The following is a 22,017-nucleotide window of genomic DNA, read 5'->3' on the forward strand; positions in this document are numbered from 1 at the left end:
ACCTATGCGTCGAATAACAGTTTTGGGAGCAACCGGCTCTATTGGTCAAAACACATTGAACGTTGTCTCACGGCATCCGGATGACTTTCAGGTTTTTGCCTTAACAGCCCATAGCCAGATTAGTGCTATGGCTGAGCTTTGTGTAAAGCATAATCCGCAATACGCGGTTATGGGCTCACAAAATGCTGCTGCGGAGCTTAAAGCGCTTCTCGGTCAACAGACTTCAACTCAGGTTATGTATGGAGATCAGGCTTTAGCTGAGGTCAGTTCGGACGGTGAGGTGGATGTGGTTATGGCGGCTATAGTCGGTGCGGCCGGACTATCACCGACACTAGCTGCGATTGACGCAGGTAAAGATGTACTGTTAGCCAATAAAGAAGCTCTGGTTATGAGCGGTCAGTTGTTTATTGATCATGCTCAACGTTCCGGCGCTAGAATTATTCCGGTCGACAGCGAACACAACGCTATTTTTCAGTGTTTACCCCAGGCTGCGCAGCAACAGGTTGGTACTATGGCGTTAGCGGAGCATGGCATTCAGTATTTACTGTTAACCGGCTCCGGCGGTCCGTTTCGCGATATACCTCTTGAGGAGTTGCCGCAACAAACCCCTGGTGCGGCATGCAATCACCCAAATTGGTCCATGGGTCGGAAAATTTCAGTGGATTCTGCCACCATGCTGAACAAGGGGCTGGAATACATTGAAGCCCGCTGGTTATTCAATTGTTCGCGTGACCAACTGAAAGTTGTTATTCACCCGCAGAGCGTTATTCATTCTATGGTGCAATACACCGACGGTTCCGTACTTGCTCAAATGGGTGAACCGGACATGCGCACGCCTATAGCCCATTCGTTGGGTTATCCAGAGCGTTTAGAAAGCGGTGTTGCGGGCTTAGATTTTACTCAATTAGCCGAACTGACCTTTAAGCAGCCCGAAGCGCAACGTTATCCGTGTTTACAGTTGGCGATAGAAGCATGTTGGGAAGGGCAGTGGGCCACTACGGCTTTAAACGCGGCGAACGAAGTTGCCGTTGCTGCATTTTTACAAGAACAGGTTGGTTTTACTGATATTGCAAAAGTTTGTGATTCGGTATTGCAGTCAATACAAGCTGATGAGGCCGACAGCTTAGAGACGCTGTTAGCCATAGATAAACAAGCGCGTTTAGCAGCCAATAAATGGTTGCAGGAGTACGCACAGTGATAGACGCAATTTGGTATTTCTTTTCCTTCGTTGTAACTCTCGGTATTTTAGTTGCTTTTCACGAGTTTGGGCACTTTTGGGTTGCGCGCCGCTGCGGTGTAAAAGTGTTAACTTTCTCGGTAGGTTTTGGCAGGGCTATATGGAAACGTGAAGGCAAAGACGGCACGGTTTATCAACTGGGGATTATTCCCCTTGGTGGTTACGTTCGCATGCTGGACGAACGTATTGATGATGTCAGCGAGGAAGAGCGAGATGTTAGCTTTAACGCGCAATCAGTATATAAACGTTTTGCGATAGTTGCTGCCGGTCCAATCGCGAACTTTGTTTTAGCGGTCGCTGTTTTATGGTTGATGTTTGGCATTGGTGTTCCCACGGTGAAACCGGTTATCGGCTATGTAAAAGCCGACTCTGTTGCAGCCGAAGCTCAGCTTGAAAGAGGTAGCGAAATTCTTTCAGTTGATAATGTTGAAGCCTATGACTGGCAACAGGTTCAGCTGGGGCTTATGTCGGCAATTGGCGACGATGAAACAGTACTCACATTAAGAACGCCGGACGGTGACGAAGTAAAACGCACACTGAATTTAAGTGGCTGGCAGTTTGATCCGGAAACGGAATCGACCTTTGGCAGTTTGGGAATTGAGGTTTATCAACCTGCTGTTTATACCGAACTTAGCCAGGTAGAAAGTGGCTCCCCAGCCGAGGCCGGCGGATTAAAAGAAGGTGACACAATCACCCGAATTGGTGATGAAAGTGTCGAAAGTTGGACTGAAATACGTAAAATAATCGCTAAATCGGCGGGACAGGATGTTTTATTTACGGTTCAGAGGAATCAGGTTGAGCAGCAAATTTCTGTTCAAATAGGGGAACGGGAAAGCCAAAATGGTGTCATAGGCTACCTTGGCGTAGTTCCGGTAACAGAGCCTTTGCCAGATGATTACGTTTTCACGCATCAATATGGTTTTTTTAGCGGCTTAGCGAAAGGCGCAGAAAAAACTTGGGAATTGATGGTTGTTAGCGTGAAAATGATAGGTAAACTGCTGACCGGAGATGTTTCTGTAAAGAACCTGGCAGGGCCTTTAAGTATTGCCGAAGGTGCTGGAGTTAGTGCCAGCAATGGGTTCGTTTATTTTTTAAGTTTTTTGGCGCTGTTAAGTGTCAATTTAGGGATAATTAATTTATTACCTTTACCGGTATTAGACGGCGGTCATTTGATGTTTTACAGCATTGAATGGGTGCGCGGTAAGCCGGTATCCGAAAGAGTGCAAGACGTTTGCTATAGGATTGGTGGGGTGCTGGTATTCGCGTTGATGGCGTTAGCAATATCAAATGACATCGCCCGTTTCGCATTCTGAGTCACGAATTAACAATAAGTAGCTAGTGATAATGACGTTTAAAAAGCTGTTAGTGAGTGCCATGATTGCAGGTGCAGTAGCACCAGCCTACGCACAAGATGAATTTGTTGTCGAAGATATTGAAGTAAAAGGATTACAACGTGTCGCTTTAGGTGCTGCGTTAACCTACATACCTGTGAGAGTCGGTGACGAAGTTAGCGAGTTGCAAATTCGCAGCGCTATTCGCTCACTTTATTCTTCTACTCATTTCGACTATATCGATGCGCGCAGAAGTGAAGACACTTTGATCTTCACTGTTAGTGAACGGCCAACCATTGCCGAAATCACCTTTGAAGGTAACAGCGATATTAAAGACGAGCAGCTTCAGGAAAGCTTAGTTGATAATAATATTGTTACTGGTGAACCTTTAGACAGAACCACTATTTCTGGCATTGAAAAAGGTCTGGAAGACTTTTATCACAGTGTGGGTAAATATAATGCGTCGGTGGAAGTTCAGGTTGTGGACTTGCCACGTAACCGTGTTGAGTTACGCATGAACTTTGAAGAAGGTGATGCGGCGGAAATTGCGCAAATTAATATTGTGGGCAATAAAGCTTTCGCTGATGAGCTATTACTGGATACCTTTGAACTTCGGGATAGCCTTCCATGGTGGAACTTTATAGGCGAAAAGCGTTACCAGAAACAACAATTAAGCGGTGACCTGGAAACCTTAGAGTCATTTTATCGTGACCGCGGCTATTTGCGCTTCCGGGTAGAGTCTGTACAGGTCTCTATGACGCCGGATCGCGAAGGCATTTATATCACTATAAATGTCAGTGAAGGTGATAAATATAAAATTAGCGAGACCGATGTCATTGGTGATTTAAAAGGCCATGACGAGTTGGTTGGAAAAATTGCTAAAATTGAGAAAGGCACGCTCTATAACGCGGCACAGGTTACTTATATTGAAGACATGATCAGCCGCTTTTATGGTCGCTATGGTTATGCGTATCCAGAAGTTAGAGCTATCCCTGAGCACGATGATGAAGATAAAACGGTTAAAATTACCTTTTCGATAAACCCAGGAAAACGCGTCTACGTTCGTCATATTAATTTTGAAGGCAATGGCGCGACCAAAGACCGGGTGTTACGCCGTGAAATGCGTCAACTTGAAGGCGCATGGTTGTCTGACAGCAACATTGAGCAAGGTAAAGTTCGTCTTGAGCGTCTGGGCTATTTCGAGACCGTAGAAACGTCCACTGAACGGGTTGAAGGCAGGGATGATCAGGTAGATGTGACTTATAAGGTTAAGGAAGCACAGTCAGGATCTTTCAATGCTGGTATCGGTTACGGAGACTACTCAGGTCTGCAACTTAACGCAGGTGTTCAGCAAAACAACTTTTTAGGTACGGGTACCCGAGTCGGGTTCAATATCAGTACCAGTCGTTTTAACAAAAACGTCAGTGTGTCGTATTCCGACCCTTATTTTACTATGAATGGTGTTGGACTCTCCGGTCAGATTTATATGAGCGAGTTTGACGCAGGTAATGCGCAAAACCTCGTTAACTATAATCAGAAAACCTATGGGTTATCCACGGGACTTAGCTTTCCAATAGATGAAATTAACCGCTTAAACTTTGGCGTGGGTTATAAAAATCAGGAAGTGAGTGTTAATTCGCAGAACCAAAGTATCGAGCAAATCCAGCAGTTTTACCGCTCTTATCTGGATGACCAGAATCCGGAGCGACCAATCAGTTTCGATATTTATGAATTAAATGCCGGTTGGTCTCGGGTGACGCTTAATCGTGGAACATTCCCGACTAGTGGATCCTCGCAGCGTGCTAGTGCCGAAATTTCGGCGCCATTTAGTGACGTAAAGTATTTTCGTTTAAACTATGAGTACAAGCACTATTATCCGTTAAGTCGTGACCAGCAGTGGTCATTTCTCACCAGACTGAATTTAGGTTATGGTAACGGTTACGGTGAAGACGATGCTGGAAATGATTACCTCTTACCGTTCTGGGAATACTTCCGTATTGGTGGCCAGGGCGATTTACGCGGTTTTGAACCGAATACTGTCGGTCCGAGAGCTGTTTATGTTGTACCTGAGTCGGTCAACTCTGAGGGTATTCCGGATTTCACCGGGTTGCCAACACCGAACTACAGTTCGGAAACGGGTAACCAGCAGTTGTTTGTACAAAATAACTATTCTTTAGGCGGTAACGCTAAAGTCTCTGGTGGACTGGAACTGATTGTACCGACACCTTTTGTTGACGAAGGTATGCGTAATAGCATACGAACTAGTGTCTTTGTTGATTTTGGTATGGTTTGGGATACTGAATTCGACTACGATAGATACAAGGACTTGGAAAATACTAGTCCACAACCGTTAACTGACTATAGCTCACCGGGAGATTTCCGCGCATCGGCTGGTGTGTCTGTGCAATGGATATCTCCAATGGGTCCATTAACTTTCTCGTTAGGTCGGGCTTTAAAAGAAGTTGAGGGTGATGAAACCCAAGTGTTCTCATTTAATATCGGAACTACATTCTGATAATAATAATTACATAATAGTTACAAAAAATTTGAAGGAGTTTTACCTTGAAAAAGTTAATTAAATCTACAGCTGCAGCAGTTGCTGTTTCAACAGCGCTTTTTGCTGGTGCTGCACAGGCACAGCAAAAAATTGGTGTTGTCGATATGATGGAAGTATTCCAGCAGTTACCACAACGTGAGCAAATTTCCGAACAGCTGCAAACAGAGTTTCAGGATCGCTTTGAGGAAATGCGTCAGCTTGAACAGAAAGTTCAGGAACTGCGTCAAAAGCAAGAACGCGATGCATCAATCATGTCAGCTTCTGAGAAAACTCAGCTAGAGCGAGATCTTGAGCAGACTATCTCTGAAGCGCAGCTGAAAAGCAAAGCATTGCAAGAGGACACTCGTCGTCGTCAAAATGAAGAACGTAACAAGTTGCTTGGAAAAGTTCAGGACGCGATTACTGCTGTTGCAGAAGCTAAAGACTATGACATGGTTCTTGAAAGTAACGCGGTTACTTACATGAAAGCCGATAATGACTTGTCTGGTGCTGTTGTCGAGAAAATGACTTCAGGTAACTAATTTATGTCTGAGTACACATTGCAGCAGTTGGCTGACCATGTGGGTGGGGAGGTGCGAGGCAATTCGCAGCTCCCCATTTTGCGCGTGGCGACCTTGCAGTCTGCTACTGGTGACGCTATCGCTTTTTTGGCGAATAGCCGTTACAAAAGTCAGTTAGAAACAACCTCCGCCGGCGCTGTTATTGTCTCTGAAAAAGACGATAGCGATGCGATAGATAATGCAATCCGGGTAGTTAACCCTTATGCGGCTTTTGCGCGAATTGCTCAACTATTAGACACCACTCCAAAGCCAGCTCATGGTATCGCAGAGTCTGCGAAAATTGCACCGTCAGCTACTATCGGTAAGAACGTTAGCATTGGTGAATATACGGTGATTGACGAAGGCGCTATAATTGGTGATAACACCAGTATTGGCCCGCATTGCTATATTGGCCCGGAAACGCAAATTGGCGCTGGGTGCACACTTTGGTCAGGCGTTAAAATCTATCACCGTTGTGTTATTGGCGATGATTGCCTGTTTCATTCTGGCTCAATTATTGGTGCTGATGGTTTTGGTTGGGCTCCTGATAATGGCAAGTGGCTAAAAATTCCTCAGCTAGGCCGCGTTGTTATTAAAGACAATGTTGAAATTGGTGCCAGCACAACGGTCGATCGCGGAGCTCTGGACGACACGGTTATTTCGTCGGGCTGTATTATTGATAATCAATGTCAAATTGCGCATAACGTATTCATTGATGAAGATACGGCTATCGCAGGCTGTACTGTACTAGCAGGCAGTTGCCGCATTGGTAAGCGTTGTATGATTGGTGGGGCTTCGGCTATTAACGGTCATATCAGTGTGTGTGACGACGTGCAAATTATGGGATTTGCTATGGTGATAAAAGAAATCACCGAGCCAGGTGTTTATGCGTCAGGTATTCCTGCCAGTGGGCATCGTGAATGGCGACGTAATGGAGCGAGATTCCGTCAGCTGGATGATCTTTTTAAGCGTGTCAAAGAGTTAGAAAAACAAGCTGACGATAATAACTGAGTAAGGTGGAAGATTTGAAAATTACGGAATCAGGTTTTGATATTCAGGGCGTACTAGATTTACTGCCTCATCGTTATCCGTTTTTATTAATAGACAGAGTTATAGAAACAAACTCTAAAGACTCGTTACACGCGATAAAAAACGTGACTTTTAACGAGCCCATGTTCAATGGACATTTTCCGGCAAAGCCTATTTTCCCGGGAGTGTTGTTGCTTGAAGCTATAGCTCAGGCCTGTGGCTTATTAGGTTTTAAAATTACAGAAAGCAAAAAGAATGCAAACGATTTGTACCTTTTTGCCGGTATTGATAATGCCCGCTTTAAACGTCAGGTTATCCCGGGGGACACCGTTGATTTCTTTGTTACCTTCGAAAAAGAACGCCGTGGTATCTGGAAATTTACTGGTCGCGCGGAAGTTGACGGTGACGTTGCCTGTACTGCTGAAATTATTTGTGCAAGAAGAGAAGTTTAAGTGATTCACGAAACCGCAATTATCGACCCCAGCGCCAAACTCGGTACGAACGTTAGTGTCGGTCCTTGGACGGTTATTGGCCCCGATGTTGTTATCGGCGACAACTGCGATATCCGTTCACACGTTGTTTTAAAAGGCCCAACAACCATTGGTAAGAACAATACCATTTATCAATTTGCGTCGGTTGGTGAAGACTGCCAGGATAAAAAATACGACGGCGAACCGACTGAGCTTGAGATTGGCGACAACAACGTTATCCGCGAGTCGGTAACGATTCACCGTGGCACGGTGCAGGATAACTCGTTAACTAAAATTGGCGATAATAACCTGTTTATGGCCTACGTACATGTTGCGCATGATTGTGTCATAGGTAATGATAATATCTTTGCTAATCAGGTTACTCTGGCTGGCCATGTTCACGTAGGCGACTGGGTTATTCTGGGTGGCATGAGTGGTGTGCATCAATTTTGTCATATTGGTTCTCACTCTTTTGCCGCGGTTAACTCTATTATCGTTCAGGATATTCCTCCTTTTGTGATGGCGCAGGGTCATAACGCCAAACCCCGAACAATCAATTCCGAGGGTTTAAAGCGTCGCGGCTATACGCCCGAACAAATTCAAAATGTCCGTCGTGCCTATAAAATTTTGTATCGCTCCAGCTTGACTGTAGACGAAGCCCTGGAAGGTATTTCAGCATTAAATGAACCGGTATTGGATGGTTTTAAAGCTTTTGTTGAAAACAGTTCACGAGGCATTATTCGTCCGTAATGAGCCGCAATCAGCCGCCTAAAATAGCTATTGTTGCCGGTGAGCACTCGGGTGATCTTCTAGGCGCCGGGCTAATGCAGGCCATTGCCAAACGTCACCCCAATGCAACTTTTATTGGGGTCGGTGGCCCTTTAATGGCAGAACGGGGAATGGACTCGTTCTTTGCCATGGACGATTTGGCCGTTATGGGCATCGCCGAGGTTTTTCAGCAACTTCCTAAGCTGTTAAAACACAGAAAGAACCTGGTCAACTATCTCATTTCTGAGCAACCGGATGTGATGATAGGCATTGATGCTCCTGATTTTAACCTAACGGTTGAAGCTCGCCTTAAAAAAGCCGGTATCTCTACCATTCATTACGTCAGTCCATCTGTCTGGGCATGGCGAGAAGGGCGCATTAAAGGCATAAAAAAAGCAGTTGATCACGTACTGTGCTTATTGCCTTTTGAAAAAGATTTCTACGATAAACATCAATTGCCTGCAACTTTTGTTGGTCATCCGTTGGCAGATGATATTCCTATGCAATGGCAGCAAACAGAAGCACGTAATGAGCTGGAACTTGAACCTGCTGTTATGTATCTGGCTATTTTACCTGGAAGTCGTAAAGGTGAGATTGCCCGTATGGCGCCGGTATTTTTGAAAGTAGCGAACAAACTAGCAGAAAGATACCCAGAACTTCGCTTTGTTGCGCCTATGATAAGCGAAGCTCGCGCCGCACAATTTCGGGAACTAGTTGACCAATACAGTCCCGAACTGAATATTGTGTTACCTGTTGGTGAAAGTCGAAAAGTTATGGCCGCAGCCAATTATTTACTGCTAACGTCAGGAACCGTTGCGCTTGAAGCCTTGCTGATAAAACGCCCTATGGTAGTAGCTTATCGTTTTCATTGGTTATCTTATCAAATCATTAAACGTTTATTTCACGCGCCTTTTTTCTCCTTACCTAACCTCTTAGCGGGTAAAGAAATTGTGCCGGAACTGGCTCAATCTGATGCTTCGGAAGAGGCAATCGAACAAGCGCTAGTTCAGTTAATTGAGCAAGACAGCCAGCCCTTATTGGAGCAATTCACGAATATTCACCAGCAATTACAGGTATCGGCGAGCGAAAAAGCTGCTGACGTGGTTGAATCCTTTCTATAGTTCTATTTTTTAGAAAAATAAATAGAAAATAATGCGCTAATAATTCCAAAAAATAGACTCTATTATAAAGCTATACCAACTTAAGGAGTTTATTATGGGTTTATTAGTTGATGGTCAATGGCACGACAAATGGTATGACACCAAAAAACACGGTGGGCGCTTTGTTCGCAGCGAATCACAGTTTCGTAATACCGTAGCGCAGGGTACTGAGTTTGAGCCTGAATCGGGGCGTTACCATCTTTACGTTTCTTACGCCTGTCCGTGGGCTCATCGGGCGCTTATCTTCCGTAAATTAAAAGGTCTGGAAAGTCATATCGACGTTTCCGTTGTGCACCCGCTGATGCTGGAGAATGGCTGGGAGTTTGCTGACGCGCCACTTAACGAACCACTGTACGACGCAGACTTTCTTTATCAGCTGTATTTAAAAGCCGACCCCGAATACACCGGAAGAGTAACCGTTCCAGTACTGTGGGATAAGAAAAATCAAACCATAGTGAACAATGAGTCGGCCGAAATTATTCGTATTTTCAATTCAGCGTTTAATGAACTGACCGGGAATACATTGGACTTCTTTCCCGCAGGTAAGCAAAAGCAGATAGAAGAAGTTAATGAGTGGGTTTACAACGACATTAACAACGGTGTTTACCGTAGTGGCTTCGCGACCACGCAGCAGGCGTATGAAGAAGCGTACGAATCGCTATTTGCTGCCTTAGACAAAGTAGAGAACATTCTTAGTCAGAGCCGTTATTTAGCTGGTGACGTATTAACCGAGGCTGACTGGCGTTTATTTACTACTCTGGTACGTTTCGATGCGGTTTATTTCGGGCACTTTAAAACCAACAAGAAGCGCATTGTCGATTACCCTAATATGTGGAATTACCTATTGGAGCTATATCAGCATCCCGGGGTAGAAGAGACCGTCGTGATGGACCACATTAAGACGCATTACTATGCCAGCCATAAAACCATTAATCCGACACAAGTAGTGCCTAAGGGGCCGGAAATCGATTTTCACCAGGCACATAATCGGGGTAGCAAGGGGAGTAGCCAGTCATGAGTGTTATTTTAGCCAAACACCGTGGAATGCCGGCGCAGGATGGCGCGGGAGTTAAACTCACTCGTATTATTAATCAGCCGGGGCTAAAACATCAGGACCCGTTTTTAATGCTGGATGAGTTTCGCTCCGATAACCCGGACGATTATATTGCGGGTTTTCCGCCCCATCCACACCGCGGTTTTTGTACGCTGACCTATATGTTAGCGGGCACTATGGAACATAAAGACTCTGTTGGTAATAGCGGTGAAGTTGATGCTGGCGGTGTGCAGTGGATGAAGGCGGCGAAAGGTATTATTCACGCCGAAATGCCGAAGCAAGTTGAAGGCCTTATGTGGGGTTTTCAGCTCTGGGTAAACTTGCCGGGCGATGAAAAAATGAGTGAACCTGAGTGGCACGACTATCCGGCAGCCAGCATTCCTGAAGTGAAAAATGGTGATGCCCTGATCCGAATTATTTCAGGGAAATACCAGCAGCAGGAGGGTCCAGTAAATGCGCCGGGACGAGACTTTCTAATGCTCGATGTTCACTTAGAAAGTGACAGCTTCAGTTTGCCGTCACAAGGGCAAAAACGACGCTTGGCTTATGTTTATCAGGGTGAGCTGACAGTGAATGGGGAGGCGGCGAAAGAGGGCGAGTTGATCTTGCTTGATCCTGCTGAAACCTTAGATTTTTCCGCTACTGAACATGCGCGCTTTATCTTGTTGGCCGCTAAACCTATTGAAGAACCCATTGCCCAATACGGTCCTTTTGTCATGAATTCGTCGGATCAGATTGAGCAGGCTATTAAGGATTATCAATCAGGTCAGTTAGCCGCTAACCAAAAGCTGAGCTAGCGCAGTTCCAACCCTTCAGTTTGCTCCAGTAACCGCTCATAGCGGTTACTGTGGCTACTGGATAATTGCAGCCCCTCTAAGACTTTAAAGCAATTATCGCATTCTTTCTTAAGCCGAACTCGCTCTCCACCTGGAGTTTCTTCAACATAACGGACGGCCGCCTGAATAAAGTTAAGTGCCGCACCACTGTTCATTGGCGCAGCTTCCATGGCTTTACGAAACAGCTCCAGTGCTCGAATATAATTGCCTTGCTGATAAGCATCTAAGCCTGCCTTATGAACTTCAAAGAAGTTATCCTGCTGTTTTTGAGCTGCAGTCAAGCGTGCCTGTAAAATTTTAGTGGTATAACTGTCAAGAGTCGGATTTTCGTCCTGATTCGCTGCTAGCGCATTCGCTTTTTCATACTCCCCGACATCCAGTAAAATGGCGATAACGTCAGGTAGTAAGTCTTTATTGATAGGCTGGTTGTGCGCCAGTTTTTCGCCAACAACCTCGTTTAAGCGTTGCTGAGCTTCGCGTAAACGACCATTAAATGAATCAATACGCGATAATAAAATGGATTCCAAATCCTCAAACGAAATATCGGCATGCAACAGATGCTCGTCATAGCGGGCTCGTTGCAGCTCCATTGTTGCTTCCGTCTGATACTTACTGATTTGCTGCGGTGTATCGCTATTTTCGGCCGCATCTAAAATGCTGCGTAAATAGTTGCATAAGTGATGTGCGTTACGAAAAACCGATTTACGAGCTATTTGCAAAACGTTGTTCATGGCTTGCTTGGCAATGTCAAAGTCGCCGTTGTCGCGGGCAATATGGGCCAGTTTGGTTTGCCTTTCAATTGAAAATGGCGCCATGGTGATGGCATCACGGGCGCTTTCCAAAGCGTCTTCCAGCTGCTGTTGTTGAAGGTAACATTCGGTTTTCAGGTCATAAGCTTCAACAGCATTAGGCATGCGCTTAATTAAATGATTAAGAATATTCAGGGCTTCTTCGGGAGAGTTTTGTAATAACCGCGTTTCAGCCAGTTTTAGAAAGACCCAACTGTGAGAGTTTTCCTCAAGTAGTTCTTTAATTGCCGTTTCCGCTTTATCTAATTGACCGGTTTTGTTGTACAACTCAATTTGCAGTTTGCGGCAGTAATTACTGTAGCGGCTGTTAGATTGAATATGTTTCTGGCAGGCACCAATACAGGCTTCATAATCATGATTTGTCAGCGCCTTGAATACGTCTTTTAACCACATGCGGCGTTTATAGGCTCGCACCAGGCGGGAGCGCAACACTCTATGTGAAAACGGTTTCATCAAATAATCATCGGGTTGAAGTTCCAGTGCGCTGAGAACCATAGGACGGGTGTTGTCGCCGGTAATAATAAAGAACAGAGTATGCTCTTTCATTAACCCTCGAACTTGCAGTTCCTCTAAAACCTGACGACCATTGCGGCCACGTCCCAGGTTATAGTCTACCAGCAGAATATCGTGCGGATTTTTGATGTAAGCGGCAATGCCGGCTTCGCCAGTGGTCTTGACTTGTACGTCCTGCGCCCCCAAGTTTAACAGCAAGCCTTTGAGCATGACCTGAAAGGGCTTCTGGTCATCTATTAATAATACGCGTTTATTATTGAGCTCTAAGGTTTTGTCCATTTGCGTCAAACAGTATCCTGATCTTATTCATACCGACAGCATACTGGCTAATTTCAATAATGTTAAGCGGCAACAGAGGCTGATATGAAAGCAATTGCTATTTCCGAACAAAAAGTACACTGGAAGAACCATCCTGAGCTGGACGAGCCACAGGCTAATGAAGTTCAGCTGCGGGTACTGAGCGCCGGGCTTAATCGTGCCGACTTAATGCAAATAGCAGGGAAATACCCACCACCTAAAGGTGCCTCAACTATTCCTGGACTAGAAGTCTGTGGGGTTATAGAAAAAGTAGGTAGCGAAGTCAATGGCTGGCAAACCGGGCAACGTGTCAGCGCGTTATTGGCTGGCGGCGGTTTTGCTGAACAAGTGAATGTTTCCGCTGAACAAATACTGGAGGTGCCTGAAAACTGGAGTAATGCAGAAGCTGCGGGTTGGCTGGAAACTTTTGCTACGGCCTATCTTAATGTCTATCAATTAGCTGACTTAAAACCCGGAGAGAGAGTATTAGCTCATGCGGGTGCCAGCGGTGTGGGTTCGTCACTGATCCAGTTGTGCCGGGAAAGTGGTAATGAGCTTACCGCCATAGTGGGTAGTGGAGAGAAATCAGAGTTTTGCCTGAAACTGGGGGCGAAAAATGCGATAAACCGGCACAAACAGAACATTGTTGAAGAAGTTAAAGCTCTGGGCGAAGTCGACGTCATTCTGAATCCTGTCGCTGGTGAGTCCATAGCAAAAGACCAGCAGTATTTGGCTCAGGATGGCCGTATTATTTTAATTGGCTTAATGGCTGGCGTGACTGGCGAAGTTGATTTCGGACGTATGCTGATGAAGCGCCAAAAGCTGATTGGCTCAACTCTGCGAGCATTATCACCGGAACGCAAAGGAAAAATTTTACAGGGTTTGTGGCGTGATTTTGGCGATAAGTTTAAAAGCAGCACCATAAAACCTATCATCGATGAGGTTTTTGCCGCTGACGATATTCAGCAAGCACTGGATTATGTTGCAGATAATAAAACTCAGGGTAAGGTGGTTATAACGCTTTCGGAAGAGTAATTCAGGCTGATAGCCAACTGCCGGTGCAGTAAAGAAATGGTGGAGGGGGCAGGATTCGAACCTGCGAAGGCTGAGCCGTCAGATTTACAGTCTGATCCCTTTGGCCACTCGGGAACCCCTCCACTCAAGAGGCGCGTATAATAACAGTCTTAGCTTAGCTGTAAAGAGAAAACTTAAACTTTTAGGACTTTGGCCGATACAGAAGTATCTGTAACCGATTATCCAGAGTCTTAATGAGTCAAGTTTCAGCTGTACAGAATAGTGCTGTCGAAAACCAGGCCGCTCATTTCTTTGAGCAACACGCGAGCGAAGCAGTTAATCACGGCTTCGCGGGCGAGTTTGCTTATTGGGTGTCTGCCTTGGGTGACGACCCGGTTATTTCTGAGCGCCCTGCGCAAGTTAACTGGCAAAGAACCATTGGTGCCGGCAGAACGCGGCCTTTAGATGTAAAGCCAGGCATGGTGCTGGCTAGTGGTGTCTATGCAACAGTTAGTCAGTTGTCAGACTTTAAACTGCAGGACGCAACTCATCCTCAGCCGCTTATTCCCGATGCAACGCCTGATCGTTTGCCCCTGGAGCTTCTTCATAACCTGGACTGGCGGGTTCGTCAGCGGCTGGAAAAGAAGAAACATCCGCAAACGGAAGAAGAAGACGAATACAAATACAAACACAAAGGGCCAGCCGGTCTTTACGATGTTCTGCAAAAGCTGGGTATTACCCACTAGCGGCTCTTTCTTTTCTTAGCTAGTTATTTTTAGTAAGAGTTCCCGCGGCTCTTACTATACGGCATAATGGCATTATCACTTCGCTAATTTCCAAAACGCATGAAGCAACTCCGCCCAGAGGACGAAGACCGTATTGATGCTTTTACTGAGCACTTGTGGCTGCATCATGGTTCCAGCGATAATACTCAGGCTGCTTATCGCAGTGATCTTCGTCGTTTCTGCGAATATTTAATACCATTGAAAAAGTCCTTAATGGACACCGATGAAGTGGTGCTGCAGGACTACCTGTTGTGGCGGCGTATGCAAGGCTTATCGCCACGAAGTACCTCGCGTTTTTTAAGTTCGACGAAGAAATTCTTCCAGTTTGCTGTAAAACAGCAGTGGATGGCAGTAGATCCGACCACACGCCTGAAACGCCCTAAATTACCGCAAAGCATTCCACATTCGTTAAGCGAAGAGGATGTAATTTCTCTATTGGAACAACCGGATACAGAAACTCCTATTGGTCTGCGTGACAGAACTATGTTGGAAGTGCTCTATGCTACCGGGTTAAGGGTAACCGAACTTATTCGTCTGCAATATGATCAGTTGAGCCGCCAGCAAGGCTTAGTTCGGGTTGTTGGCAAAGGCAACAAAGAACGTTTGGTGCCGTTAGGGGAAGAAGCGCTGGAGTGGCTGGACAATTATTTAAAGCATGGGCGCCCGGCAATAACTGATAAGAGTAGTCCCTGGATATTCGTTACACAGCGAGGCTCGTTATTAACGCGTCAGGCATTTTGGTACAGATTAAAGCACTACGCCGAAGAGGCCGGCATTTACGCCCATTTGTCGCCACACACTTTACGCCATGCCTTTGCCACGCACTTGCTGAACCATGGGGCCGATTTACGTGTCTTACAGCTACTGTTAGGTCACAGTGATTTATCTACCACACAAATTTATACCCAGGTTGCACGTGAACGTCTGCAGGCCTTACATGCTCAGCATCACCCGCGAGGCTAATTGCATTTTGGCTGGTAACAGGGTAGGGTTCGGACAGTTAATTTAAGAGGTATTTATGCGCAATTTAATGTCTGTAGTTGGATTAGTAGGGCTGGTCGGCGCAAGTTTCAGTGCGTCGGCTATTAGTGCGGAACAAAGTGAAGTCGACACCCGGCACCTGAATAAAATTGGTATTGAAGTGTTGTCCACAGAGCCCGGTGAAATTGACGGCTATGTCCGTGCGGTGACTAATCAGGGCATGTTTTATGTGTCAGATGACGGTGAACGGCTTATTAGCGGCAATGTGTTTGATATAACCGGGAGTGAACCGGAAAATTTAAGTGAAGCCGGCATGGCTAAAGTTCGCCTGAAAATGCTAAAAGGCTTTGCTGACGATATGATCGTGTACCCGGCTGAGAATGAGAAATATCAGGTAACGGTTTTTACTGACACTACCTGCGGTTATTGTCAGCGCCTGCACGAAAACATGGACAGCTATCACGCACAAGGCATTACCATAAAATACCTGGCCTTTCCCCGTGGTGGTATGAGTAGCAAAGGCGGGCAGCAGCTACAAACCGTTTGGTGTGCGGATGACAAAAAAGCGGCCATTACCGCCTTTAAAGAAGACGAAAATTACAGTGGCGACTCAAGCTGCTCCAATCCGGTTGCTGAGCACTACCAACTGGGCAAATCTTTTGGGGTAAGCGGTACGCCCGCTATCGTTCTGCCCGACGGTCGCTTAGTACCGGGGGCGTTACCTGCATCACGCTTAATTGCTGAAATTAAAAAAGGTGAGTCACAGTAATTCATGAGTGATTATGAAATACGTCGTTATCAACTGGTTGACGATGACTTTTTGCCGCAACAAATGCCACCTTTGTTGCGGCAAATTTATGCCCGCCGGGGTGTCCGTCGTGCTGACGAATTATCTTTGAAAGCCTCCGGTTTACTGCATTTTTCTTCGTTAAGAGACATCGGAAAAGCCGTTGAACTGCTGCAAAATGCGTTAAAAAATCAAGAAAAAGTTTGTATTTGCGGTGATTTTGATGCCGACGGTGCAACCAGTTCGGCATTAATGGTGTCGGCCTTGCAGGCCTTTGGTCTACAGCAGGTGGGGTATCGCGTACCAAACCGAATGACTGACGGCTACGGACTTTCTGTTGCCATGGTAGAACAACTAGCTGTCGAGAATGTGCAGTTAATTGTGACTGTCGATAACGGCATTGCAGCGAACGAAGCTATTGCACTTGCTCGTGAGAAGGGCATACAAGTGTTGGTTACCGACCACCATTTGCCGCCTGAAGAGCTGCCTCCGGCTAATGCGATAGTGAACCCGAATCAGCATGGCTGTGAGTTTCCCAGCAAAAATTTAGCGGGTGTGGGTGTGGCGTTTTATGTCCTGCTGGCGTTGCGTTCAGCGTTACGTGAACAAGGCGTTGAACCGTTACCTAACCTGGCTGACTGGCTGGATCTTGTTGCTCTTGGCACTGTAGCGGATGTTGTACCGCTGGATTATAACAATCGCGTATTAGTGCAGCAGGGGATAGCCCGTATTCGTAAAGGCATGAGCCGACCCGGAATTAAAGCGTTGCTGGAAGTTGCGAACCGTGATGCCAGTCAGCTGGCCGCCAGTGATTTAGGGTTTGCCCTTGGTCCGCGAATTAATGCTGCTGGCCGCTTAGACGATATTGGGCTGGGAATAGAGTGCTTATTAGCGGGTGAGACCCGGGCGCAGCAGTTAGCGCAGCAACTTAACGATTTAAACCAGCAACGTAAATCGATTGAAACGGAAATGCGCGAGCACGCCGAAAGCGCTGTCGCAAAGCTGCGTTTTGATCAAGGGCAGGTGCCTGATTTAGTCACTTTGTATCAGCCGGACTGGCATGCTGGTGTCATTGGTATTGTCGCGGGCCGGGTAAAAGAGCAGGTGAACCGGCCGGTTATTGCGTTAGCCAACGATGACGATGAATTCCTAAAAGGCTCCGCACGTTCGGTTAGTGGTCTGCATATGCGGGATTTACTGGAACGTGTTCATAGTCTGCAGCCGGGCATTATGGAACGTTTCGGGGGACATGCCATGGCCGCCGGCTTAACCATGAAAAAAGAAAATCTGGCGCGCTTTTCTGAACTGGCGGAGCAAGTTGCGTCGGAGTGGTTGTCAGAAGAACAGAAGCAACGTGTGTTCTGGTCTGATGGCGAACTCACAACACTGCAACTTTCGCAGGACAGTGTGAATATGCTGCAAAGTGCAGGTCCCTGGGGTCAGCAGTTTCCCGAGCCTATGTTTGACGGCCAGTTTGAGCTGGTGGATCAGCGTATTGTCGGAGAGCGACATCTAAAATTGGTTGTGCGTCACCCGCAAGGCGAATTATTAGATGCGATTGCCTTTAACGTTGATACACAACAATGGCCGGCGCAGCAGGCCTCGGTTGTTGAACTTTTATACAAGCCACAACTTAATCACTTTCGCGGACGCACAAACGTTCAGTTGTTGGTGGAGCAAATCCGCGCAATACGTTAAACTACGCCCCTTTTAGAATTAACAGAATTAGGTAGTCGCATGTTCGAGACCAACGCAACCTACAACAACATCAAAGAAATGCGTGAGCGTAGTAATTCGCTTAGGGGGTATCTTTGACTACGATGCTAAGTTAGAGCGTCTGGAAGAAGTTACCCGTGAGATGGAACAGCCCAATGTGTGGGATGATCCACCCAAGGCGCAAGCCTTAGGTAAAGAGCGTGCGGCATTAGAGCAAGTGGTACAAACCTTGGATAAACTTCAGCAAGGGCTGGATGATGTCGAGGGTCTTGTTGATCTTGCAGTGGAAGCAGAAGACGAAGACACCTTTAACGAAGCCCATGAAGAGCTGTCCGGTTTAGTAAAACAGCTGGAAGCTTTAGAGTTTCGTCGTATGTTTTCAAAAGACAACGACTCGGCAGACTGCTACCTGGATATTCAGTCAGGCTCCGGCGGAACCGAAGCTCAGGACTGGGCTAATATGCTGCTACGCATGTATTTGCGCTGGGCAGAAGCGCATGACTTTAAAGCGGAAATTACTGAGCTGTCAGAAGGCGATGTCGCTGGTATAAAATCGGCTACGGTACGTGTGGTCGGAGAATACGCCTACGGCTGGCTGCGTACTGAAACCGGTGTGCACCGTTTAGTACGTAAATCCCCCTTCGACTCAGGTAATCGCCGTCATACATCGTTCGCTTCGGTTTTTGTTTACCCGGAAGTAGACGACGACATTGATATTGAAATTGATCCGTCTGACCTGCGGGTGGATACCTATCGGGCATCGGGTGCCGGTGGTCAGCACGTTAACCGTACCGATTCTGCAGTTCGTTTAACGCACGAACCAACAGGCATTGTGGTGCAATGTCAGAGTGACCGTTCGCAGCACAAGAACCGCGACTCAGCAATGAAACAGCTGAAAGCGAAATTGTACGAATTTGAATTACAGAAACAGAACGAAGAGAAACAGGCATTAGAAGACTCAAAAGCTGATATCGGCTGGGGCAGTCAAATTCGCTCTTATGTTCTGGACGATGCGCGTATCAAAGATTTACGTACGGGTATCGAAAACCGTAATACCCAAGCTGTGCTTGATGGCGCACTTGACCCGTTTATTGAAGCCAGCTTAAAAAGCGGGCTGTAAGTTTAATTTAAGTATCCCGACAGAGGAAAATCGATAATGACTGATAAATCGCAGGCACCTGAAGTAGACGTAAACGAACAGATCGCGCAGCGAAAGGCGAAACTGTCGGCGCTTCGCGATAAGGGTATCGCATTCCCGAACGATTTCCGTCGGGACTCGTTAGCTGGTGACTTACACGCTGAATACGATAATCTGAGTAAAGAAGAGCTGGCAGAAAAAGGCATTCGCGTGAAAGTTGCCGGCCGTATGATGACCCGCCGTATTATGGGGAAAGCCAGTTTCGCAACCATTCAGGATATGAGCGGAAAAATTCAACTGTATGTTGCCCGCGACAACCTGCCTGAAGGTTATTACAACACGGAATTTAAAAAGTGGGATTTAGGCGATATTCTCGGCGCTTCTGGTACCTTGTTTATTACCGGAACCGGAGAGTTAAGTGTGCAAGTTGACGAAGTACGTTTGCTGACTAAAGCACTGCGTCCTTTGCCGGATAAATTCCATGGTTTGTCAGATCAGGAAATGCGTTATCGTCAGCGTTATCTGGACCTGATTACCAACGAAGAGTCTCGCAGTACTTTCATGGCTCGCTCTAAAATCATTGACTATATTCGTCGTTTTTTAAGTGACCGTCAGTTTCTGGAAGTTGAAACTCCTATGATGCAGGCTATTCCGGGTGGCGCCGCAGCTCGTCCTTTCAGCACGCACCATAACGCACTGGATATGGAGCTGTTTTTACGTATTGCACCAGAACTTTACCTGAAACGTTTAGTCGTTGGTGGTTTTGAGAAGGTGTTCGAAATTAACCGTAATTTCCGTAATGAAGGTCTCTCCACACGCCATAACCCAGAGTTTACTATGCTGGAGTTCTACTGGGCGTACGCGGATTATCACGACTTAATGGATTTAACCGAGCAGATGTTACGCGGTGCGGCTGAGTCGGTCTTAGGCTCTGCTCAGTTTACCAGCCAGGGCGTGGATTATGATTTCGGTAAGCCGTTTGAGCGCATGACAGTGCTGGAAGCTATTGTTAAGTACATGCCGGAAGTGAGCCTTGAGCAGCTTAATGACATGAACACAGCAACTGAAATTGCCGAGCAGGTTGGTGTCAGTGTTAAGCCGTCGTGGGGCTTAGGTAAAGTTCAAATCGAAATTTTTGAGACTGTTGCTGAGCATCGTTTAATTCAGCCTACCTTTATTACTGCGTACCCGGCTGAAGTTTCACCGTTGGCTCGTCGTCACGACGACAATCCGTTTGTGACTGATCGTTTTGAATTCTTTGCCGGTGGTCGTGAGTTGGCGAATGGTTTCTCGGAGCTTAACGATGCTGAAGATCAGGCTGAACGTTTTCGCGAGCAAGTTGAACAGAAAGAAGCGGGCGACGACGAAGCCATGTTCTACGACGAAGATTATGTCACCGCACTGGAACACGGTATGCCGCCAACAGCCGGTCAGGGCATCGGTATTGACCGTCTGGTAATGTTGCTAACGGATTCTGCGTCTATTCGCGACGTATTATTGTTCCCGCATATGCGCCCAAAAGCGGATTAATTACCTCTCTGAAACAAAAAAACCCGGCTTATTAGCCGGGTTTCTTTTATCAAAAACAGCGCTTAGTGATCTTCGCCGTCAGTGTGAACGTGACCGTGCTCAAGTTCTTGCTCAGTCGCTTCACGAACTTCAATAACTTCTACGTCAAAGTTCAGGTTAACACCGGCCAGTGGGTGGTTACCGTCAACAGTCACTTCGTCGTCTTTTACTTCAACGATAACAACAGACTGTTCGCCTTGATCCGTGCTGGCACGGAACTGCATGCCAGGCTGTACTTCGTTTTCGCCGAACAGGTTACGTGGTACAGTCTGGATTAAGCCGTCATGACGTTCGCCATAAGCTTCTTCTGGTTTAACTTCTGCAGTGAAGCTATCGCCAACTTTTTTGCCTTCCAGTGCATTTTCCAGACCAGGAATCAGCATGCCACGACCGTGGATGAAGTTCAGTGGGCTGCCATCTTTAGACTGGTCCAGCGTCTGGCCATCTTCCGTTTTAACGGCATAGTTGATAGCCACGACTTTGTTTGGTGCAATGGTTTCGCTCATAAATTTAACCTAATTGATAAGGCAGTGAGTGTATTTCCAGAAGACTTGCGTCGTCATCCCGGACTCGTATAGCCGTGTCAGTGTCTATGTCACTGGGTAAAACAGCTAATAAGTCCACTTGGGTGTCGGTGCGGTTCACTGCCATAATGACCGTACCTGCACGACGCCAGTTCTCGCCAATGGCTTTCTCTAATTGCGTACCAGCAGTAACTTGAGCCGTTACTTTACCGGATAAGCGAAAGAGCGCCCGTTTCTGTTTGCCCAAATATTTCATCCGGGCAATAGTCTCCTGGCCGATATAACATCCTTTGTCAAAACTGATTCCATCCCACACCTGCAAATTCATCATTTGCGGGACAAACGCCTGGATGTTCTCAGACGTAAGTTGTGGACGAACCCGTTCAATTTCCAACGCATCCCAGTAAGGTTGCGGATAATCCGTAGAAATTGGCTGTTGGCTGAGTAACAGATATTGGTCGGGACTGGTCCCAACCTGCATTACCCGGCCATCAAATTCTGCTGCAACGCTGGCTGCTTTGCTACCGAAAACACCGGCTATGCTCCAGTCGTCGCTTACATCTTCAATAGTGACTTTACTAAAGACACCGAATTTCTTTAATTGTGCCAAAGAGCCTTCAATTGCACTGCGATGCATAATTAAAAAAACGGCGTCGTCTTCGCGATAAAGCCAGAAGATGCTAAACGCTTTTCCGGTTTGATCGCAATGTGCGCCATATAAGCAATTATCCTGGTCGAGTTTGCGTAAATCACATGTCAGCTGACCCTGTAAAAAACTGTCAGCATCTTCGCCAGAAACCGAGAGGATACCATAGTCCGTCAGTTGAACGGAAAGGTGATCCTGATTTGCGTCAGTAAAATGCTGCGTTAACTCAACCACAATGACTCCTTATTAAATGGCTT

General features: G+C 46.5%; 20 protein-coding genes and 1 tRNA gene. 17 read left to right on the top strand and 4 right to left on the bottom strand.

All coding sequences use genetic code 11. The annotated features are described in order from the left end of the window. Positions 1-4 precede the first annotated feature (4 nt). The 10 genes from ispC to DET62_RS02025 all read left to right on the top strand — a co-directional run bounded on the left by ispC (position 5) and on the right by DET62_RS02025 (position 10,942). The gene (gene ispC, locus DET62_RS01980; protein ID WP_110012535.1) at positions 5-1,198 is read left to right on the top strand and encodes a 1-deoxy-D-xylulose-5-phosphate reductoisomerase; all 1,194 of its coding nucleotides are present in this window, start codon (positions 5-7) and stop codon (positions 1,196-1,198) included. Beyond that, positions 1,195-2,550: a sigma E protease regulator RseP gene (rseP, locus tag DET62_RS01985; protein ID WP_110012534.1), complete on the top strand. Its 1,356-nt coding sequence runs from the start codon at positions 1,195-1,197 to the stop codon at positions 2,548-2,550. Before ispC ends, rseP begins: the two co-directional genes overlap by 4 nt. 31 nt (positions 2,551-2,581) lie before the next feature. Then, positions 2,582-5,083 carry an outer membrane protein assembly factor BamA gene (gene bamA, locus DET62_RS01990; RefSeq protein ID WP_110012533.1) on the top strand — a complete coding sequence of 834 codons (2,502 nt, stop codon included), beginning with the start codon at positions 2,582-2,584 and terminating at the stop codon, positions 5,081-5,083. Positions 5,084-5,130: 47 nt separating this feature from the next. Next, on the top strand, positions 5,131-5,646 hold the full coding sequence (locus DET62_RS01995) for an OmpH family outer membrane protein (RefSeq protein ID WP_011234087.1): 516 nt from the start codon (positions 5,131-5,133) through the stop codon (positions 5,644-5,646). Between the two features lie 3 nt (positions 5,647-5,649). Continuing rightward, complete coding sequence (lpxD, locus tag DET62_RS02000; RefSeq protein WP_110012532.1) at positions 5,650-6,675, top strand: UDP-3-O-(3-hydroxymyristoyl)glucosamine N-acyltransferase; 1,026 nt, start codon at positions 5,650-5,652, stop codon at positions 6,673-6,675. A 14-nt stretch (positions 6,676-6,689) separates the two neighbouring features. Next, complete coding sequence (fabZ, locus tag DET62_RS02005) at positions 6,690-7,145, top strand: 3-hydroxyacyl-ACP dehydratase FabZ (protein WP_011234085.1); 456 nt, start codon at positions 6,690-6,692, stop codon at positions 7,143-7,145. Beyond that, positions 7,146-7,913, top strand: a complete 768-nt coding sequence (gene lpxA / locus DET62_RS02010; protein WP_011234084.1) for an acyl-ACP--UDP-N-acetylglucosamine O-acyltransferase — start codon at positions 7,146-7,148, stop codon at positions 7,911-7,913. Then, a complete protein-coding gene (lpxB, locus tag DET62_RS02015) occupies positions 7,913-9,052 on the top strand; it encodes a lipid-A-disaccharide synthase (protein WP_110012531.1) in 1,140 nt (379 codons plus the stop codon). The genes lpxA and lpxB overlap by 1 nt, the downstream gene beginning before the upstream one ends. 94 nt (positions 9,053-9,146) lie before the next feature. Further along, positions 9,147-10,109 (top strand): glutathione S-transferase family protein, encoded by a 963-nt coding sequence (locus DET62_RS02020; RefSeq protein WP_110012530.1) that lies wholly within the window; start codon positions 9,147-9,149, stop codon positions 10,107-10,109. After that, positions 10,106-10,942, top strand: a complete 837-nt coding sequence (locus DET62_RS02025; protein ID WP_110012529.1) for a pirin family protein — start codon at positions 10,106-10,108, stop codon at positions 10,940-10,942. The genes DET62_RS02020 and DET62_RS02025 overlap by 4 nt, the downstream gene beginning before the upstream one ends. On the opposite strand, the gene DET62_RS02030 is transcribed toward DET62_RS02025, so the two are convergent. Beyond that, a complete protein-coding gene (locus tag DET62_RS02030) occupies positions 10,939-12,582 on the bottom strand; it encodes a tetratricopeptide repeat-containing response regulator (protein WP_110012528.1) in 1,644 nt (547 codons plus the stop codon). The two genes, DET62_RS02025 and DET62_RS02030, sit on opposite strands and share 4 nt — an antisense overlap. Positions 12,583-12,666: 84 nt before the next feature. Here DET62_RS02030 and DET62_RS02035 point away from each other — a divergent pair, with 84 nt between their 5' ends. Beyond that, entirely contained in the window at positions 12,667-13,635 is a 969-nt protein-coding gene (locus DET62_RS02035; RefSeq protein ID WP_110012527.1) for an NAD(P)H-quinone oxidoreductase, read from the top strand. A 37-nt stretch (positions 13,636-13,672) separates the two neighbouring features. Here DET62_RS02035 and DET62_RS02040 read toward each other — a convergent pair. Continuing rightward, positions 13,673-13,757 (bottom strand) — tRNA-Tyr (locus tag DET62_RS02040). Between the two features lie 111 nt (positions 13,758-13,868). Here DET62_RS02040 and DET62_RS02045 point away from each other — a divergent pair. The 6 genes from DET62_RS02045 to lysS all read left to right on the top strand — a co-directional run bounded on the left by DET62_RS02045 (position 13,869) and on the right by lysS (position 20,551). Continuing rightward, entirely contained in the window at positions 13,869-14,360 is a 492-nt protein-coding gene (locus DET62_RS02045) for a VC2046/SO_2500 family protein (RefSeq protein ID WP_110012526.1), read from the top strand. 99 nt (positions 14,361-14,459) lie between these two features. After that, positions 14,460-15,362: a site-specific tyrosine recombinase XerD gene (gene xerD, locus DET62_RS02050; protein WP_110012525.1), complete on the top strand. Its 903-nt coding sequence runs from the start codon at positions 14,460-14,462 to the stop codon at positions 15,360-15,362. Positions 15,363-15,417: 55 nt separating this feature from the next. Continuing rightward, on the top strand, positions 15,418-16,149 hold the full coding sequence (gene dsbC / locus DET62_RS02055) for a bifunctional protein-disulfide isomerase/oxidoreductase DsbC (protein WP_110012524.1): 732 nt from the start codon (positions 15,418-15,420) through the stop codon (positions 16,147-16,149). Between the two features lie 3 nt (positions 16,150-16,152). Continuing rightward, positions 16,153-17,865 (top strand): single-stranded-DNA-specific exonuclease RecJ, encoded by a 1,713-nt coding sequence (recJ, locus tag DET62_RS02060; RefSeq protein WP_110012523.1) that lies wholly within the window; start codon positions 16,153-16,155, stop codon positions 17,863-17,865. Between the two features lie 39 nt (positions 17,866-17,904). After that, positions 17,905-19,003, top strand: a protein-coding gene (prfB, locus tag DET62_RS02065) for a peptide chain release factor 2 (protein ID WP_110012522.1) whose coding sequence is annotated in 2 segments (ribosomal slippage) — positions 17,905-17,979 and positions 17,981-19,003 — 1,098 coding nt in all. Because the reading frame shifts where the segments join, the coding sequence is not laid out codon by codon here. A gap of 36 nt (positions 19,004-19,039) precedes the next feature. After that, entirely contained in the window at positions 19,040-20,551 is a 1,512-nt protein-coding gene (lysS, locus tag DET62_RS02070; protein ID WP_110012521.1) for a lysine--tRNA ligase, read from the top strand. A gap of 62 nt (positions 20,552-20,613) precedes the next feature. On the opposite strand, the gene slyD is transcribed toward lysS, so the two are convergent. Beyond that, positions 20,614-21,096: a peptidylprolyl isomerase gene (gene slyD, locus DET62_RS02075; RefSeq protein WP_034820491.1), complete on the bottom strand. Its 483-nt coding sequence runs from the start codon at positions 21,094-21,096 to the stop codon at positions 20,614-20,616. A gap of 4 nt (positions 21,097-21,100) precedes the next feature. Continuing rightward, the gene (locus DET62_RS02080; RefSeq protein WP_011234071.1) at positions 21,101-21,994 is read right to left on the bottom strand and encodes a hypothetical protein; all 894 of its coding nucleotides are present in this window, start codon (positions 21,992-21,994) and stop codon (positions 21,101-21,103) included. Positions 21,995-22,017: the final 23 nt, after the last annotated feature.

The organism is Idiomarina sp. H2 (genome assembly GCF_004364275.1).
Classification (GTDB): domain Bacteria; phylum Pseudomonadota; class Gammaproteobacteria; order Enterobacterales; family Alteromonadaceae; genus Idiomarina; species Idiomarina loihiensis.

Bases quoted from the DNA above. Each gene is read 5' to 3' on its own strand.
- DET62_RS02020 (WP_110012530.1), top strand. From the start codon at position 9,147: ATGGGTTTATTAGTTGATGGTCAATGGCACGACAAATGGTATGACACC.
- bamA (WP_110012533.1), top strand. From the start codon at position 2,582: ATGACGTTTAAAAAGCTGTTAGTGAGTGCCATGATTGCAGGTGCAGTA.
- DET62_RS02045 (WP_110012526.1), top strand. From the start codon at position 13,869: ATGAGTCAAGTTTCAGCTGTACAGAATAGTGCTGTCGAAAACCAGGCC.
- DET62_RS02035 (WP_110012527.1), top strand. From the start codon at position 12,667: ATGAAAGCAATTGCTATTTCCGAACAAAAAGTACACTGGAAGAACCAT.
- recJ (WP_110012523.1), top strand. From the start codon at position 16,153: ATGAGTGATTATGAAATACGTCGTTATCAACTGGTTGACGATGACTTT.
- dsbC (WP_110012524.1), top strand. From the start codon at position 15,418: ATGCGCAATTTAATGTCTGTAGTTGGATTAGTAGGGCTGGTCGGCGCA.
- lysS (WP_110012521.1), top strand. From the start codon at position 19,040: ATGACTGATAAATCGCAGGCACCTGAAGTAGACGTAAACGAACAGATC.
- ispC (WP_110012535.1), top strand. From the start codon at position 5: ATGCGTCGAATAACAGTTTTGGGAGCAACCGGCTCTATTGGTCAAAAC.
- lpxD (WP_110012532.1), top strand. From the start codon at position 5,650: ATGTCTGAGTACACATTGCAGCAGTTGGCTGACCATGTGGGTGGGGAG.
- DET62_RS02030 (WP_110012528.1), bottom strand. From the start codon at position 12,582: ATGGACAAAACCTTAGAGCTCAATAATAAACGCGTATTATTAATAGAT.
- slyD (WP_034820491.1), bottom strand. From the start codon at position 21,096: ATGAGCGAAACCATTGCACCAAACAAAGTCGTGGCTATCAACTATGCC.
- xerD (WP_110012525.1), top strand. From the start codon at position 14,460: ATGAAGCAACTCCGCCCAGAGGACGAAGACCGTATTGATGCTTTTACT.
- lpxB (WP_110012531.1), top strand. From the start codon at position 7,913: ATGAGCCGCAATCAGCCGCCTAAAATAGCTATTGTTGCCGGTGAGCAC.
- DET62_RS02025 (WP_110012529.1), top strand. From the start codon at position 10,106: ATGAGTGTTATTTTAGCCAAACACCGTGGAATGCCGGCGCAGGATGGC.